Source organism: Moorena sp. SIO4A1, from assembly GCF_010672065.1.
Taxonomy (GTDB): domain Bacteria; phylum Cyanobacteriota; class Cyanobacteriia; order Cyanobacteriales; family Coleofasciculaceae; genus Moorena.
Window position 1 is genome coordinate 25,565 of record NZ_JAAHHX010000038.1, and the last position, 17,367, is coordinate 42,931.

The 17,367-nt window shown below is 45.5% G+C and carries 15 protein-coding genes; 9 read left to right on the top strand and 6 right to left on the bottom strand.

The genetic code is table 11. The features are described from left to right. Positions 1-20 precede the first annotated feature (20 nt). The 3 genes from dnaJ to grpE all read right to left on the bottom strand — a co-directional run bounded on the left by dnaJ (position 21) and on the right by grpE (position 4,303). Positions 21-1,145 (bottom strand): molecular chaperone DnaJ, encoded by a 1,125-nt coding sequence (dnaJ, locus tag F6K53_RS22900; protein ID WP_293026965.1) that lies wholly within the window; start codon positions 1,143-1,145, stop codon positions 21-23. Between the two features lie 198 nt (positions 1,146-1,343). Then, positions 1,344-3,356 carry a molecular chaperone DnaK gene (dnaK, locus tag F6K53_RS22905; protein ID WP_293026962.1) on the bottom strand — a complete coding sequence of 671 codons (2,013 nt, stop codon included), beginning with the start codon at positions 3,354-3,356 and terminating at the stop codon, positions 1,344-1,346. A 149-nt stretch (positions 3,357-3,505) separates the two neighbouring features. Then, entirely contained in the window at positions 3,506-4,303 is a 798-nt protein-coding gene (grpE, locus tag F6K53_RS22910; protein WP_293026958.1) for a nucleotide exchange factor GrpE, read from the bottom strand. A gap of 616 nt (positions 4,304-4,919) precedes the next feature. Here grpE and F6K53_RS22915 point away from each other — a divergent pair. From F6K53_RS22915 to F6K53_RS22935, 5 genes are all read left to right on the top strand, one after another. Next, positions 4,920-6,926, top strand: a complete 2,007-nt coding sequence (locus F6K53_RS22915; protein WP_293026955.1) for a GspE/PulE family protein — start codon at positions 4,920-4,922, stop codon at positions 6,924-6,926. Positions 6,927-7,022: 96 nt separating this feature from the next. Further along, positions 7,023-8,141: a type IV pilus twitching motility protein PilT gene (locus F6K53_RS22920; protein WP_293026952.1), complete on the top strand. Its 1,119-nt coding sequence runs from the start codon at positions 7,023-7,025 to the stop codon at positions 8,139-8,141. 62 nt (positions 8,142-8,203) lie between these two features. Further along, the gene (locus F6K53_RS22925; RefSeq protein WP_293025503.1) at positions 8,204-9,421 is read left to right on the top strand and encodes a type II secretion system F family protein; all 1,218 of its coding nucleotides are present in this window, start codon (positions 8,204-8,206) and stop codon (positions 9,419-9,421) included. Positions 9,422-9,425: 4 nt separating this feature from the next. After that, positions 9,426-10,073 carry a hypothetical protein gene (locus tag F6K53_RS22930; protein WP_293038203.1) on the top strand — a complete coding sequence of 216 codons (648 nt, stop codon included), beginning with the start codon at positions 9,426-9,428 and terminating at the stop codon, positions 10,071-10,073. Between the two features lie 242 nt (positions 10,074-10,315). Beyond that, a complete protein-coding gene (locus tag F6K53_RS22935) occupies positions 10,316-10,492 on the top strand; it encodes a hypothetical protein (protein WP_293068670.1) in 177 nt (58 codons plus the stop codon). Here the strand turns inward: F6K53_RS22935 and F6K53_RS22940 are convergent. Next, positions 10,470-11,510 carry a saccharopine dehydrogenase-like oxidoreductase gene (locus F6K53_RS22940; protein ID WP_293068673.1) on the bottom strand — a complete coding sequence of 347 codons (1,041 nt, stop codon included), beginning with the start codon at positions 11,508-11,510 and terminating at the stop codon, positions 10,470-10,472. The genes F6K53_RS22935 and F6K53_RS22940 overlap by 23 nt on opposite strands. 528 nt (positions 11,511-12,038) lie before the next feature. Between F6K53_RS22940 and F6K53_RS22945 the strand changes: the two genes are divergently transcribed. Genes F6K53_RS22945 through F6K53_RS22955 form a run of 3 tightly spaced genes read left to right on the top strand, consistent with a single transcriptional unit; the run spans position 12,039 to position 13,120 of the window. Next, positions 12,039-12,248 (top strand): DUF2997 domain-containing protein, encoded by a 210-nt coding sequence (locus F6K53_RS22945; protein WP_071108026.1) that lies wholly within the window; start codon positions 12,039-12,041, stop codon positions 12,246-12,248. Positions 12,249-12,287: 39 nt separating this feature from the next. Continuing rightward, positions 12,288-12,674, top strand: a complete 387-nt coding sequence (locus tag F6K53_RS22950; RefSeq protein WP_071106400.1) for a DUF1257 domain-containing protein — start codon at positions 12,288-12,290, stop codon at positions 12,672-12,674. After that, complete coding sequence (locus tag F6K53_RS22955; RefSeq protein ID WP_293068678.1) at positions 12,674-13,120, top strand: ferredoxin; 447 nt, start codon at positions 12,674-12,676, stop codon at positions 13,118-13,120. The genes F6K53_RS22950 and F6K53_RS22955 overlap by 1 nt, the downstream gene beginning before the upstream one ends. A 42-nt stretch (positions 13,121-13,162) precedes the next feature. On the opposite strand, the gene F6K53_RS22960 is transcribed toward F6K53_RS22955, so the two are convergent. Then, positions 13,163-13,345: a hypothetical protein gene (locus F6K53_RS22960; protein WP_293068681.1), complete on the bottom strand. Its 183-nt coding sequence runs from the start codon at positions 13,343-13,345 to the stop codon at positions 13,163-13,165. A 98-nt stretch (positions 13,346-13,443) separates the two neighbouring features. Then, complete coding sequence (locus tag F6K53_RS22965) at positions 13,444-16,686, bottom strand: HEAT repeat domain-containing protein (RefSeq protein ID WP_293082305.1); 3,243 nt, start codon at positions 16,684-16,686, stop codon at positions 13,444-13,446. A gap of 270 nt (positions 16,687-16,956) precedes the next feature. Here F6K53_RS22965 and F6K53_RS22970 point away from each other — a divergent pair, with 270 nt between their 5' ends. Then, positions 16,957-17,214, top strand: coding sequence for a hypothetical protein (locus tag F6K53_RS22970; RefSeq protein WP_293025519.1), 258 nt, complete (start codon positions 16,957-16,959; stop codon positions 17,212-17,214). The last annotated feature ends 153 nt before the right edge of the window (positions 17,215-17,367 follow it).

A 17,367-nucleotide genomic window follows, 5' to 3' on the forward strand; every position in this document is an offset into this window, starting at 1 on the left:
CTGCGAGGAGGCTAGTTTACTCATGAGCCAAACAACCCTCCCAAGAATCCTTCTATACCACCTTTGCCAGTGCGCTCTCCCTTAATATTCGCTAGCTTCTCTAGCAATTCCCTTTCGTCAGCGGTAATTCGAGTGGGGATATCTACCAAAATGGTGATTAGGTGATCGCCCCGACTGACTGGGTTGCCCAATTTGGGGACACCGTGATTGTCTAAAGTTAATACCGTATGGGGCTGGGTACCGGGTGGAATAGTTAATTCCTGTGGACCGTCCACTGTCTCTGCTTCGATAAGACAGCCTAATATGGCTTGTAAATAGCTAATTTTCATTTCAGACAGAATGTTAATACCATCCCGCTGAAACTTGCTGTCTTCGTTTACAAATAGATAAACGTATAGGTCTCCTGGTGGACCAGCACGTAATCCAGCATCTCCTTCTTTAGAAACCCGTAGCCTGGTACCATTATCCACTCCTGCTGGAATGGTGATTTTCAGCTTTTTGGTTTCTTGTTTACGACCAGCACCACCACAGGCTTCACACTTATCCTCAATGATTTGCCCTTCACCGTTACACGTAGGACAGACTGAGACTTGGGTGAAACTACCAAAGGGGGTACGAGTAGCACGCCGTACTTGACCTGTACCGTTACAGGTTGGGCAAGTGCGGGGTCGAGTTCCTGGCTTTGCCCCTGTGCCGTTACAGACTTTACAGGTTTCTAGGTGAGGAATTCGGATTTCCTTTTCACCACCGAATATAGCTTCCTTGAAAGCCAGCTTCAAGTCTAGTCGGAGGTCGTCACCACGCACCGGACCACTACGCCGACGACCAGTTTGCTGACCCATACCACCAGCAAAGCCGCTGAAGAAGCTTTCAAAAATATCAGCAAAGCCCATATCCCCAAAATCTGAGTAGCCTGCTCCCGCAGCTGAGGAAACACCAGCTTCCCCAAAACGGTCATATCTTGCTCGTGTTTCTGGTTCTGATAGGACTTCGTAAGCCCGGTTAATTTCCTTAAAGCGCTCTTCAGCTCCTGGTTCTTTGTTAACATCTGGGTGGTACTTCCGTGCCAAGCGACGGTAAGCACGTTTAATTTCATCTTTGTCGGCATCACGAGAGACACCAAGCAGATCATAATAGTCAGCCATAGAGCGCTGATCGGTATTCCATTTACATAGTAGGGGCTATTGTTATTCCTCAGGTTATTGCGACAAAAGCACCATGAGCGCATTTCAGCATTACCTGCATCCTATATCATTGTCTATCAAAAAAATCAGCTGATTGCCACCTGCTTATATGACCATAATGTCAAGGTCGGCTTGAGCTAGTCAAAGCAGCGAGTGAAATTATCTATCTTTTAGGGAGCTGTTGCCGTAATCAACTGCTTCGTAGTCAACATCCACCTCTAAGGTCTCATCCTCAAAATCAACCACAAATTCTCCTAGAGCATCCGGTGCTATTTGGGTGGAGTCGTTGGAATTTGACTCTTGAGCTGTTTCGTCAGAGGTGATAAATTCCGGGTCTGACCCAAGGCTAGCACTGGCGTAAATGATACCCCCAATTTCCAAGACAGTTTTCTGCAAAGTTTCAATAGCTTCTTTCACCTCCTCGACCTCAATTGAGGGGTTTGTCATTATGGTATCTAGGTGCTGCTTTTGTTGATCTGCTTGCTCCTTGAGTCCTTGAGCCTGAAGGTTAGTGCTAATCAATTCCCCATGGTCTTTGATGGTAGATTCATAGTTATATAGTAAGCCATCGGCTTGGTTTTTGAGTTGGATCAATTCCATGCGACGGCGGTCTTGGTCAGCATAGTCTTCTGCCTCACGGCGCATCCGTTCCACCTCCGCTGGACTTAATCCCCCCGTATTGGTAATCACAATACTTTGCTCTTTCCCAGTTCCTCGATCAGTGGCAGCGACTTTAAGAATGCCGTTGACATCGATTTCAAAGGTGACTTCAATTTGAGGTACACCACGGGGAGCTGGGGGAATACCAGTCAGCAGGAATTTTCCCAGGCTTTTGTTATCTCTAGCCATTGCCCGCTCCCCCTGCAATACATGGATTTCTACGGAGGTTTGTCCATCGGTAGCGGTGGAAAATACCTGGGACTTACTGGTAGGGATAGTAGTATTGCGCTCGATAATTTTGGTGAACACTTCCCCTAAGGTTTCTATACCCAGGGACAGGGGAGTAACATCCAGTAGCAGGACATCTTCGACTTCCCCGCCCAAAACACCAGCCTGAATTGCTGCTCCCAATGCCACAGCTTCATCGGGGTTAACCGAACGATCGGTAGCCTTACCATTAAAAAACCTTTTAATAGCATCCTGCACCGCCGGGATACGGGTCGAACCCCCTACCAGCAAAATCCGGTCAATCTCCTCTGGCTTGAGGTCACTATCTTTGAGCGCCTGCTTTACCGGTTCTATAGTTGCGTTAATCATGTCCCTGGATAGTTCTTCAAACTTAGCCCGGGACAACTCCATCTCTAAGTGTTTTGGTCCTGTTTCATCAGCAGTAATGAACGGCAAGTTGATGGGGGTGGCTACCATGCTAGACAGTTCAATTTTTGCCTTTTCCGCTGCCTCTCGCAAACGCTGAAGAGCCATTTTGTCTTGGGTGAGATTGATGCCCTCTTTGGCTTTAAAGTTTTCCACCATCCAGCGGACAATCACATTATCGAAGTCATCTCCCCCCAAATGATTGTTACCAGAGGTTGCCTTTACTTCAAAGACCCCATTCCCCAGTTGCAGAACTGAGACATCAAAGGTACCACCCCCCAAGTCAAACACCAAGATCAGCTGGTCTTGATCCAGCTTATCTAAGCCATAGGCAAGAGCAGCAGCAGTCGGTTCGTTTATAATGCGCAACACTTCCAAGCCAGCAATGGTACCCCCATCCTTGGTGGCTTGTCGTTGAGCATCGGTAAAGTAGGCAGGAACTGTGATCACGGCTTGAGTTACTGGTTCCCCAAGAAAGGTTTCAGCATCAGCCTTGAGCTTTTGTAAGATCATGGCCGAGATTTCCTGAGGGGTGTAATCTCGACGCCGAATCTTGACATCTACGGTCTCATCACGACCCTTAACACAGGTATAGGGGACACGGGAACGCTCTGTAGCGGTTTCATCCCAACGACGTCCGATAAAGCGCTTGATACTGTAGACACTGTTTTCCGCATTGGTCACTGCTTGACGCTTGGCCAGTTGACCCACTAGGTGCTCCCCTGATTTGCCAAATCCGACAATACTCGGTGTGGTTCGCCCACCTTCCGAGCTCGAAATGACTATGGGTTTACCTCCTTCTAAGACAGCAACACAACTATTGGTTGTGCCTAGGTCGATGCCAATAACTTTTCCCATAGGGTTGCGGGTTAAAGGTTATGTTAAGTTATTTTACTTTGATTTTTTGTTGAGTTGGTCAAAATAATAGAACTTCCCTTGGTGCTAAGTCCCTTTTGGTAGGATGATCTCAGACTGACACCAAAGGAAGCTTAACCAATCAATGGCAGCTAATTTTCTGGCTCAGCAGACTTCTGAGCTTCCGAGGTTTCCTGTGGTTCTACCGCAGCAGCTACTTTCACCATAGCGTGACGTAGCACCCGCTCCCCAAGGAAATAACCCCGCATTAGCTGTTCTATCACCACTCCTTCTGGATATTCATCCGTTGGTTCTCGCATAACCGCTTCGTGGAGATTGGGGTCAAACTCTTTCCCTTCTGGTCGCATCGCAGCAACCCCAAGGCGCTTGAGACTGTCTACCAGCTGTTTATAAACACCTTGATAGCTTTTGTGAATCGACATTTCCCCATCATTTTGAGGCTTAATTTGGGTACGCGCCCGTTCAAAATTATCTACTACTGACAATAACTCCGTGATGGTGTTTCCTTTAACTTGATGTTCCAAGTCTTCTTTTTCTTTAGCTGACCGTTTGCGGAAGTTCTCAAAATCTGCCGCAATCCGGATGTATTGAGATTTAAAGGAGTCACATTGCTGAGTTCGCTCTTCTAGTTGAGCTTTCAGAGCCTCATTTTCCTGCTTGATGGTTTCTATAATTTTGGAATCGTCCTCGGTAGGGGATTCATCGGTTGTTGCTGCTTGAGCTACCTCGGTCTGGGCTTCTTGGTCGTTGGGCCCTGACTCAGATGCTTCAGCAGCAGGGGATTCAGTTGGTTGTGCGGCTGTTGGGTTGACCTCTGAGTCAGAGGCTACGGCTACCGCTTCCGCCTGAAGATTATCTTCGAGTACCGTGGTGGACTCTTCATTTGTCTGCTGCGAAGTGTTATCTGACTGTTTTGCTTCGTCAATCATGCTCCACTCATCCCAATTCAATAGACTGCTAGTTTATCTATAATTTCTTACTAGCCAACCAATTTTCCAGCAAATTTTGTAAACTAACCTAGTTAAGTCTAACGACTATACCATGGGTTTATAAGCTCATTGAGAGTTGTTGCGACCTCAGACTACTTACCTCAACTGTCTGGTCTTCCAAGCCCTCCGTCAGCAAAAATGCTGGTCAAGGACAGGGTCGCCGATCAGATCCTTATGGCCTGTACCCTTACTTGCCCACCGACTGTGGTTTTTCCACGGACTGTCCTTGATGGCGCTACTTCCGTTGCCTGGTCTTGTTGCATACTTTTGCTGGTCTTGTTGCATAGTTGAATGTTGTGGCTAAATCAGTCATTAATCAAAATCTAGCATCTGAGATTGTGAACCACCTTGATGGATTAGGGGTTGATAATAATTATACAGCGAATGAGTTTGCTGAGTTTTTATGATGTATAATGTGATATTTAGCTACGACAAATTATCCGAGTCCGTCAATCTAACTAAAACGTAAAAATAAGGGAGTGGCTGCCACTCCTATGTTATTTAACATAAGGCTTTTGGGAATACTGTGTAAAGTAAGGAGACTTCCTATTCCGTCATGACTTACTCCTCATCTCAACGACGCGCCCTAGTAGTCCGTAACGATTTTTCTCCCTTTGGCAATAAACTGATTCAGGCTGGTTACGTTAATGCTGACCAGATGCAGGAAGCTTGGCTGGAAACTCGCAAGTCCGGAAGACCCCTGACGGAAGTCATCGAAGCAATGACCGGACGTCAGTTACCACCGGACTTGATCCGCCAATACAAGAAACAGCAGTTGTTTGAACTGAAAGTTCTTTTTGGTGTTGAGTCTCTAGATCCCGAAATTAGTGATATTTCTACTCAGCAAGTCGGTGGCTTGATCGAAACCCTGATTCCTATTGATATTTGCCGTCGCTATCACCTGCTCCCGATATCTAAGCATGAAACTGAGCCGCCATCGGTTTTGGTGGCAATGGTTTCTCCTGATGATCTAGAAGCCCAGGATGATTTGAATCGGATTCTACGACCTCAGGGAATCAAGTGGCAACGGATGGTAATCACTAAAGAAGACTATCAGCAAATCATTAGTCAGTATCTTGACGATCAGTTGGCACGGCAAAAGCAATTAGATCAACAAAAATCCGTAGATGTAAAGGAGGATTTAGAGAATTTAGGCTCATTTGAGAGTTTACAGGATGCCCCAGAGGAAGCGGAAGCAGACCTAGATTCTTCTTTGAATGAGGCCGGGGGAGCTCCAATCATCAACCTGGTTAACAAAATCCTGGCTAAGGCTTTACAAGAAGGGGTTTCTGACATTCACATTGAACCCCAAGAGGATCAGTTGCGGGTGCGCTATCGCAAAGATGGTGTACTGCGTCAAGCCTTTGATGCCTTACCACAGCGAATACATACAGCGGTGGCGGCTCGTTTCAAAATCATGGCAGATCTCGACATTGCGGAAAGACGCTTACCCCAAGACGGTAAAATTCGGCGTATGTTCCAGGGGCGGAAAGTTGACTTTCGGGTCAATACCTTGCCCAGTCGTTATGGGGAAAAGGTGGTTCTGCGGATCCTAGATAACGAATCCACCCAGTTGGGGTTGGATAAGTTGATCACAGACCCAGACACCTTAGAATTGGTCAGGGAAATGGCTAAGCGTCCCTTTGGATTAATCTTGGTGACGGGTCCAACGGGATCGGGGAAATCAACAACCTTGTATTCAATTCTGGCAGAACGTAATGACCCTGGCGTGAATATCAGTACTGCAGAAGACCCGATTGAGTATTCCTTACCTGGGATTACCCAAGTGCAAGTTATCCGGGAAAAAGGCATGGATTTTGCCTCAATTCTACGAGCTTTTCTGCGCCAAGACCCGGACGTGATTCTGGTGGGTGAGACCCGAGACAAAGAAACAGCTAAAACCGCCATTGAAGCAGCTTTGACTGGTCACTTAGTATTGACTACTCTACACACTAATGATGCGGCTGGTGCGATCGCTCGTTTAGATGAAATGGGTGTTGAACCCTTCATGGTTTCTGGTGCCTTGCTGGGAGTGTTAGCTCAACGATTGATGCGGCGTGTTTGTTCCAATTGCCGCATTTCTTACCAACCAAGTTCTGCGGAACTAGCGCGCTATGGTTTATCATCCTCTAGAGAAGGGGGGATTACCATCTATCGCGCCAATACCCTGACACCGGAGCAAATTGCTGAAGCTAGGGCACAAGGTACACTCTGTAAAACCTGTAATGGTATTGGTTACAAAGGACGGGTTGGTGTTTATGAAGTTATGCGCATCTCTGAAAACCTGCAAGCCTTAATCAACGAAGGTGCCCCCACGGAGGAGATTAAGGAAGCTGCTGTAGAGGAAGGGATGATCACCATATTAGCCTATAGCTTGAATTTGGTAAAGGAAGGTTACACCACCTTTGAAGAAGTGGAACGAGTAACCTTTACTGATTCCGGCTTAGAGGCAGAACTCAAAGCTAAGCGCAAGAGTTCTCTAACCTGTGTCACTTGCTCAGCTCAATTACAGCCGGAGTGGCTAGACTGTCCTTACTGTATGACACCGCGTTTTCAAAATTAATTTAGTTATTAGTATATTGTTTGAACAATTGGCTATTTTATTTTGACTAATGACTAATCACTAACGACTACTGAGGTTTTTAAGGGAGACAACATTATGGAACTGATGATTGAAGACTTGATGGAGCAGATGATTGAGATGGGGGGGTCAGATATGCACATCCAAGCGGGTGCGCCAGTCTACTTCCGCGTCAGTGGTAAACTCCAACCCATTGATGACCAAGCCCTGAACCCTCAAGCCTGTCAGCGATTGATTTTCAGTATGCTTAACAATTCACAGCGTAAGGAATTGGAGCAAAACTGGGAACTTGATTGTTCCTATGGTGTCAAGGGGTTGGCTCGTTTCCGTGTCAATGTTTACAAAGAACGGGGTTGCTATGCGGCTTGCTTGAGGGCTTTGTCTTCCAAGATTCCTAACTTTGAAAAATTGGGTTTACCGGATGTGGTGCGGTCGATGAGTGAACGACCAAGGGGAATGGTATTGGTCACCGGACCCACGGGTTCTGGGAAAACCACTACCCTAGCAGCCATGATTGACTTAATTAACCGCACTCGGGCAGAACATATTCTGACAGTGGAAGACCCGATAGAATATGTGTTTCCTAACATCAAGAGCTTGATTCACCAACGTCAAAAAGGTGAAGATACCAAGAGCTTTGCCAATGCCTTGAAGGGGGCACTGCGGGAAGACCCGGATGTGATTTTGGTGGGTGAAATGCGGGATATGGAAACAATTGCTCTTGCTATTTCCGCAGCTGAAACCGGTCACTTGGTATTTGCAACGCTACACACTAACTCAGCTGCTCAAACTGTAGACAGGATCATTGATGTGTTCCCATCTGGACAGCAAGCTCAAATCCGAGCTCAGCTGTCTAACTCTTTGATTGCAGTATTTAGTCAATGTCTAGTACCGAAGAAAAATCCTAAACCTGGTGAGTTTGGTAGGACTATGGCTCAGGAAATCATGGTAGTGACACCAGCTATTTCTAACCTGATCCGGGAAGGAAAAACTTCTCAAGTTTATTCTGCTATCCAAACCGGTATGAAATTGGGAATGCAGACCCTGGAACAAGCTTTAGCGAATCAGGTTAAATCTGGCTTGATCTCTTTGGAAGTAGCACTTAGTAAAAGTTCTAAACCCGATGAATTGCAACGTATCCTTGCTGGTTCTGGAGGGATGAATGCTAAGGGCGTTAGAGCGAAGGCGACTCGCTAGTCTAGAGAAAGCACGGACTCTTACCATAAAACTTGCGATTAGACTTAATCTAGAAAAAAGCCATGCCTACTTTTATTGCTCAAGTTCGGGACAAATCAGGCAAAGCCAAAAAACAAAAAATTGAAGCTGCTACTCCTGAACAAGCCCGCAGCATCCTAGAAAATCGGTATTCTGCTGTTGGCAGCGTCAAGAAAAGCTTAGATGTTAGCTTTAGCCTGTCTGACCTTTCCGAAAAATTTACCAATGTCACGATCAAAGACAAAGCGGTCTTTTCTCGTCAGTTTGCCGCTATGGTTAATGCTGGTGTGGCTATCGTCCGCTGTCTTGGGGTATTAGGGGAACAGTGTTCTAATCCTAAGCTGAAAAAGGCTTTGATGAACATCAGTGGCGAGGTCCAACAAGGAACTAATCTATCGGATGCTATGCGTAAGCATCCAGATTGTTTTGATACTCTTTACGTGAGTATGGTTCAGGCTGGGGAGGTTGGGGGTGTGCTTGATGAAGTGCTCAACCGATTAGCTAAGCTGCTGGAAGATATGAATCGGCTGCAAAACCAAATCAAATCAGCTATGGCTTACCCTAGTGTGGTAGGTTTCTTAGCCCTACTGGTTTTTCTGGCAATGACGATGTTTCTGATCCCAATCTTTGCTGGGATATTTCAAGATTTAGGAACGGAATTGCCAGCTTTAACTAAGTTTATGCTATGGTTGAGCGGCATCCTTAGAAGTTGGAAAGTATTGATTCCCATTGCTGTTGTAATTGTATTAGTTACAGCTTTTAAGTATTACTATAAAACCCCAATGGGGAAGTTGCAAATTGATGCTTTGCAGTTGAAAATTCCCCTGTTTGGTGAGTTGAATGAAAAAGGCTCTGTAGCTCGCTTTTGCCGAGTGTTTGGCTCCTTAACTCGTTCGGGAGTACCGATCCTGAATTCTTTAGATATTGTAAGAGATACAGCGGGTAACCAGGTAATTGCTAATGCTATTGACTCAGCTAAGTATGAGATTCAACAGGGTGGGATGATTAGCCTGGCCTTACAACGAGAAAACGTTTTTCCTCCTTTAGCAATTCAAATGATTAGTATTGGGGAAGAGACGGGGGAGTTGGATTCTATGGTGATGAAAGTTGCTGACTTCTATGAAGATGAAGTCGAGCAAGCGGTTAAAGCACTAACTAGTATCTTGGAACCAATTATGATTGTAGTTTTGGGAGGCATGGTTGGTGTGATATTGGTATCTATGTATTTACCAATGTTTAAAGTGTTTGACACTATGGGCTAATTCGATGCCTGTTCAGAAATCTGATTACGAAGCTTGGCTAGCAGAGTATAGTAACCATGATGGTGCGATCGCACTCCTGAAATCCTATCGACCTTACCTGGAAATGATTCCTAGTATGCGCCGACCTTACGAGAGTGTGATCACCATTCCCTTGCCAGTAGTGAGAATTCGTCACTCGCCATCCTCCTTAGGGCATAAAAGTGTTAGCCATGGCACTGTTACCGAAGCGGTAGGTTTGCCCTGTGATCTAGCTATGGTAATGTGTGATCCGGAATGGAAAGTCAAGATGGAGATAGAGATTCTCCTATTCATCCATCGTCCCCATGAAGACTTTTCTGACTTGCTCAGTCGCTGGCGTCAGACCCAAGTTTTACTGGACAAAGACTATGAATGGCTAATGCCTCCTGGCTATCAACACATTCTCAGTGATGGCGTAAACCGTATCTATCCCCTCTTTGTGGTTTTCCCAGAGACACCCCAACGGATTCAGCGAGGCTTACTAGGGGCTAGTTTACCATTTGTGGTACAAACGACCGATACCATTAGTCTGGAACAGGATGAAAAATCCAGCTTAGTTGAAAAGGGTGAGGAGATGGGGAGATGGGGAGATGGGGAAATGGGGAAATGGGGAGATAGGGAGATGGGGAGATAGGGAGATGGGGAGATAGGGAGTGTGGGAGATAGGGAGTGTGGGGAGATTTTGATTAAGGGTAATTATCAGGAAATTATTTTAGTATAGCGTTTTTCTCAGCTATAAACAGAAGAGGGCTCGCCCAAAGGTGGTGCGTTACGGGGCGGACTATCCCAACCCGGGCGTTGAGGCGGAAAATCAAGGGCTTTCCGCCCCTAACGCACCCTACGCACTATAAACAGAAGAGGGGTCGCCCAAAGGTGGTGCGTTACGGGGCGGACTATCCCAACCCGGGCGTTGAGGCGGAAAATCATAGGAAGTCCGCCCCTAACGCACCCTACGCACGATTCCCGATTCCCGATTCCCGATTCCCGATTCCCTACTCCCTACTCCCTACTCCCTACTCCCTACTCCCGACTATTTCACAAACTGGGGCATGACTTCAGCAGCAGTCAATAGACCATAAATCCCTTTGTGATGTAGGGAAACTCCAGCTTTTAGATAGCCAAAGGCGGGACCACAGACATTAGCCGCCATGCTGGTTTCATCACCAAGGGTAAAGGTGTGAGTGGAAATCTTACCCTCAAAGGTGCGACCTGTGATTTGGACATTGGTACTGAGGGGTTTTTTAGGATTGCGGGTATCCACGACACCACCAACAGAAACGCGATCGCGTGAGCAAATCCCTGCTAGTTCCAGCATCACATCATCAGCATGTTCCATATTCTCTAGGCTGATGATGCCTTGGGTTTGATCTAATAACGCTTCGACTTCAGCATCACTCATGGCTTTGGCTCGTTCTACATCATAACCGGGAAGGTGAGCAATATCTTCTCGAATGGTGGCTCGATAGGCTTCCCAGTTAGCAATCCCTACCCCAAAGGTAATGTTGACACTGTGAATCTCGGCATAGCTTTGAGATGCGATCGCAGCAGCAGCGGTCAATAGTCCTGGTGTAGCACCGCAGCCAGTCATATAGGTAATTCCAGCGGCTTGCAATTCATCTTGCAGTTGCAACAGTTGTTCTACAGCACTAGTGCGCTTGAGAGCATCTACTAACACTCCCTGCCAACCCGATTGAATAAATTGCTTAACTACCGATGCCATAAAGGTATTCGGTAAATTTGGCAGTGCTAAGAAATATCCATCTACTGTCGCGTTTTGGATTAAGTCTTCGATACTGTTGCTACTTAAAGTGCCACCTGGTTCTACATAACCCAATGAACCTTGGGATTGGTAGGTCTGGATACAACGGTCAGGATTTAAGCCAGCTGGGTCATAAACATAACCTTTCCGGTCAGCTGCTGCTACCCAAAGCATTTCTCCCTTAGGAGCTAAGACTCTGGTAGCGGCTTGACCTAATCCCCCAAAGCCTAAAACCCCTACTCGTATTCGCTCTAATCCATTGGGATTGGCGGTTTTGGGGTTATTTACACCTCTGACTTGCGTTTCACTCATAACTTATAGACTGTTTCGCCGAACTTTAATAATTCATACTTCATACTTCATACTTTGCCCAGTCCCCTCAATTCTCTATATTTTGTTAATGTCAGCATTCAGCCGTCAGCCGTCAGCCGTCAGCCGTCAGCCGTCAGCCGTCAGATGTCACATATAGGCCAAGGCTTTTGGCTGTTCGCGTAGCGTGCGCATTAGCTGATAGCTGATAGCTGAGAGCTGAGAGCTGATAGCTGATAGCTGATAGCTGATAGCTTACTTGTTAATAAACCATTTTTGGGTTATACCACCCCTTGACTATTCCCTAAAGTTACGAGAAACTTACAAAATATTAAAGTATACACTCGATTTACTATAAACTTATGTTAATGTTGTTTGCGCCATGATCTGAATTATTATCATTTGATTAATGACCAGCTATAGCACTGGTCAGTGATCAGTGATATCAATCCGGGATTAGATACTCCTGGACTGGTGCAACAACCGGTGCCACAACCTCTAAATAGGCATAAACGGAGCACTAAGGCGACTATGGAAACATTAGAGTTTGTAATTTATCCAGATGGTCGAGTCCAGGAAAAAGTCACTGGGATCATCGGAGCATCTTGCGCAGAGGTAACAGCTGCTATTGAAGCTCAGCTAGGACGAGTCGTATCTGTTGAGAAAACATCAGATTACTTCGACCAAAAGCTTGAACTGTCGGCAACAGCGACAACTCAAGCTACGGTTAGCCATTGGTAAATTTGTGTTCCAGTTAGTAAATTCGTTTAATTACCAAACATGTCTCATTTCAGCACTATCAAAACCCAAATCCGTAACCGTTCATCCTTAGAAACTGCTTTAACTGACTTAGGGATTGATTGGGAATCTGGTCCTAGCCCTGTGCGCGGTTATCAAGGCCAAACTCGCACTGCTGAAGTAGTGATTGAGCAAGAGAATGACTACGACATCGGTTTTAGTTGGAATGGTAACGCTTACGAACTAGTTGCTGATTTTCAGTATTGGCAACAGCCTTGGTCTGTAGATGGTTTCCTACAACGGGTAACCCAGCGTTACGCTTACAACACAGTAATTAAGGAAACTGCTAAGCAAGGCTTTGAGGTTGCTGAGCAACAAGATAATAAAGATGGTTCAATTCGTTTAGTGGTACAACGCTGGAGCGCGTAATGTCTGAGTTCTCACCGACGCCAGAGCGTTCGGGTTTAGAACCAGAGTTAGGGGGTGTCTTTCGAGATGCTCCAGAGCGGTCTGGTTTTGAGCCAGAGCTAGGGGGTATTCTGCGACAAAAAGGTGTTTACGTTGATGAAATTACCTGCATTGGCTGTAAACACTGCGCCCACGTCGCTCGCAATACGTTTTACATGGAAGCCGACCACGGTAGATCCCGGGTTTTTCGGCAAGATGGCGACCCAGAAGAGGTGATACAAGAAGCGATAGACACTTGTCCAGTAGATTGTATCCACTGGGTTGATTACACTAAGCTTAAAAATCTAGAAGACGAGCGACAATATCAGGTAATTCCTAGAGCAGGATTGCCTATTGAACCAAGTGTTGTGGCTGCCAAAATTAAGGAGAGGAAGCTGGCAAGGAAGCTTAGGAAAAAACGTACCTAGGCTGAATGCGATCGCGTTTAATAGTAATTAATCCTCGATGGCTTAGAGCCGTTGGGGGTTTTGTGTTGTGTTATCGCAATGGTTGGATTTTAGGGAATCGGGAATCGGGAATCGGGAATCGGGAATCGGGAATCGGGAGCAGGGAAACGGAAAATGCGATCGCGTAGGGCGACCAAAGGTCAATCGCGTAGCGGCTCTTTCAACAAAGATACCGTAAAACTGCAAATTACTTTAGTATAGCACAAACATATCTTTATTTCTAATAATATCAAAAACTCTTTGGCTCTCTTTCTTACTACTCCCTACTCCCTACTCCCTACTCCCTATTCCCTTCCTACGACCAAATCCCACAGGGCATCAATACCACTGCCAACATAGTCGGAATCCTGGTGTTGTTCAATCCATTCAATCACAGTAGGCAGAATATGATTGGATGTTTTGCCCAATTTGCCAAAGGCTTCGGTTGCGTCCCTACGCAGATAATAATTATCATCCATTAGTAGTGCTAGTAGAACGCTGACTACTGTTTCTGAGCTGTTGTTCAATCTGCCCAAGGCTATAGCTGCGTCACTAATCACATAATAATCATCATTCTGAAGCCGTACTAGGAGGGCATTAACTACGCTTTCTGAACTGTTGCCCAAATTGCCCAAGGTTCTGGCTGCGTCCCTACGCACATCAGAATTCTGATCCTGAAGCCCTGCTAAAAGCGTGCTGACTAAAGTTTCTGAGCTATTGCCCAAATTGCCCAAGGATTCGGCTGCCTTCCAACGCACACTAAAATTATCATCCTTTAGCTGTGCTAGGAGGGCGTTGACTACGGTTTCTGAGCTGTTGCCCAATTGTCCCAAGGCATAGGCTGTCCACCCACGCACACCAGAATTATCATCCTTTAGCTGTGCTAGGAGGGCGTTGACTACGGTTTCTGAGCTGTTGCCCAATGCCCCCAAGGCATAGGTTGCCTCCCAACGCACATCAGAGTTATTATTCTGAAGCAGTGCTAGGAGGCGATTGACTACGGTGTCTGAGCTGTTGCCCAATTTACCCAAGGCTTCGGCTGCACTACTACGCACATAATAGTGATTATCCTCAAGCAGTGCTAGGAGGCGGTTGACTACGGTGTCTGAGCTGTTGCCCAATTTACCCAAGGCTTCGGCTGCACTACTACGCACATAATAGTGATTATCCTCAAGCAGTGCTAGGAGGCGGTTGACTACGGTGTCTGAGCTGTTGCCCAATTTACCCAAGGCTTCGGCTGCCTTCCAACGCACATAAGAATTATCATCCTTTAGGCGTGCTAGCAATATTGTAATTACCTGATCCTTTTCCCCTAACTCGGCTCGATAGTTGAGCAATCGCCACTCATCAATTAAATCCGTTCGCGTAGCGTGGCCTACGGCCAATTGCTCCTTCAACATCTCCAGAGCTTGCCCCTCAAAATCCGTTTCATACAAACTACAAATTATTTTATCAATCTGCTCGTAAACCCTCTCGCCAACTCGCTCCTCACTACTCACCTCCAACTCAACCAACCGCTCTAAAATCTCTTGAACCAAATCACGATCAGCACCACGCAAATTTTTCGGGTCTTCTGCCAAACAATTACCAGCAAAGAGCAAATCCCGGTGTAACCAATCCTCATAGTCACTAGTATTATTCAATACTGCTCGAATTGCCTTTGCCGCATTTTTTGGTTTTTGTTGTGCTATCAGCAATAATAACACTTCGCGCCAGTGGGAGTCATGTAAATGCTCCCGAATATGATTCAAAACTATTCCAAAATCATACTCATTCTCCGCTTGATAGTTAATCTCCTGAGCACACAAATATTCTTGAAATGTCTTATGGACAAACCCATAACAATCTTGCCCCTGCTGATTCAATAAACCGGTGCGATCGCGAATTAAGGTTACAAATGCTTCTGCTTCTTCTTTAGCTTGATATAACTGCACCTGCTTCAATGTTTTAATCTCTTTACTCAACTGAGCAATTAAATCATCTTGATTAATAATGGTGCTCCCTTCGTTATCGTCACTATTTCCTTGGCTATGAATCCAATAAGCTAACAATTCCATCAATCGGCGCAAATCATAGAAATCTAGATACTTAAATAGTCCCTGATTGCTGATTTCTTTGTTAGCATCCCAAGAGGTTAACAAGGTTTTGACTGCGCAATTGTAAAGCTCAAACCGTTCTTTGGGCAATACCGCTTGATACCGATGAATTAATGCAATAATTGTCAACAATAACGGATTCCGTGCCAACAAGGTAATCCGGTCATTATCATCCAGCGCCTTTCGTAAACTTTGCTTGCGCCTTTCCGCTTCTGCTTGGTCTTGAAACCGACTGTTATACCAGTTATCAATAAATGCGGAAATCTTCTGGTCATCAAAGGGTTGGATTTGATAGTGGGGAAATTCCTCAGTGCGGAAAAAATCCCGTCGATAACCAGCGGGTCTAGATGTAATAATAGCGCGATTTCTGTCAAACTGTCCTAAAAAATTCTCGATGCGCCTAACTACATCATGGCGTTTAGCCTCTTCTGCTACTTCATCCAAACCATCGAGCAATATCAAGGCTCTACCATCAGACAACCAATGCTCAAAAAATCCCACTGGTAACGGTTTCACTGCCATCGTGTTTTCCGCAAATATCCGAGCATAGTCGATCAAGCTTTTATCGAGATGTCTCGCAAAGTCTCGCATCCTGATTAAAATCGGTAGCCAATCGGTATCACCATCTAATCCTAAAATGTCAGGATTTTGCTGAGCTAACATTACTGCAAAATAGCTCATCAAGGTGGTTTTACCAGAGCCTGGGGCACCCAAGATTACCACTCGTCTCCACTGACTTTGGCTCAATAACTGCTGAGCCAAAAATTTGCAGCCAGTTGTCTTTTCCAATAGCAGCTTTTCTGGCTTTTCCCCACTACCAGCTGCTAACAACTCCCGCTCCCAAGCGCCAGCAGTTGATACGTCTTCCACTACATCTGGCATTACGAAAATCTGGGCTAACTTCTCGGATTTTTCTACATCTTGCCCAGGCACAGCAATGCCAGCAAATTTGACATGATTATACCAGTTAGCTAACTGTTGATTATAATCCTGTTTAGCTACCTGAAATTTTATATAAGTATCCGTGTGCTGAAAATACGCATTAATAAATGTCTCTATCCAAGGCTTGAGACTGTCTTGATTTAGTTCAATAGTCTTGGATTCAGCTTCTTGTTGAAATACCGTGCTTAAAATATCCCGGTCTGGCTTCCCTTGATTAAATAACGGTTTCTGTAATTCTGCGACAACAGCAGAATGAGTAAAATAGTGGTTCAAAAACCGATTAACTCCATTCCAGCCATCCGGGGGAGCGTGAAAAAATAAGCGCTGTTGACTATCCAGTTGTTTGTCCCATTGATCAACCGCTTCTGCTCCGGCTTTGATGGCTTTTTCGATATCGCTTTTAGTCAGGGATTGAGTTAAGCGCTTACCTGCTTCTTTAGCAACAATACTTAACAATGGTGGCGCTATTTGCGATAGTTCCAAACCAGCCAAAAGGGACACGGCTTCCATAATTTATAGGTAGTTATGTTGGATTGGTTTAATTATAGCAATTTATAAAGCAGGGAGCAGGGAGCAGGGAGCAGGGAGCGGGGAGCAGGGAGCAGCGAAGCTTCCGCTAAGAGCGATCGCTAATTAAAAACATCAGTAAAAAAATACTAATCTTTTTTTTAATATACCCCCTTACGAAAAAAATATAAAAAAATAAATAAAATTTACTTGACAAAATAAATGATTATTTATTAACATAAAAATGTCCCAAAAACAACAGCAAAAAACATTATGGACATCGAAAACTTTCTCCCAAATTTTGAGTATAATCCCAACAATCCTAATCTCCCTGAATTATTTAGCCAACCCCAGCCAGGACGGGAGCAAATCAAACATATATTGATCGGTTCTCCCAAAACTGTGCGGGTCACAATCTATAATCTTTATGGCCGTGGCTACGCCCAAGTTCATGAGTGGAGCACTCCTCAACCTACCGGAAATCCTAGTGAGGTGATCAGTATATTGATTCGACATCTGTTGGTAGATTAAGATAGCAAGTTGCCAGGGATGCCAATCCCTGTCTTGATGCAGTCGCTCATGGGGGAAACCCCCAAGACCGCGCTGCATCGCTGGCGACAGGTCAAAACTCAGGAGAAAGTACGACGTCTTAAGTCTAAGACCTAAGTTAGTATGTTGTTGATT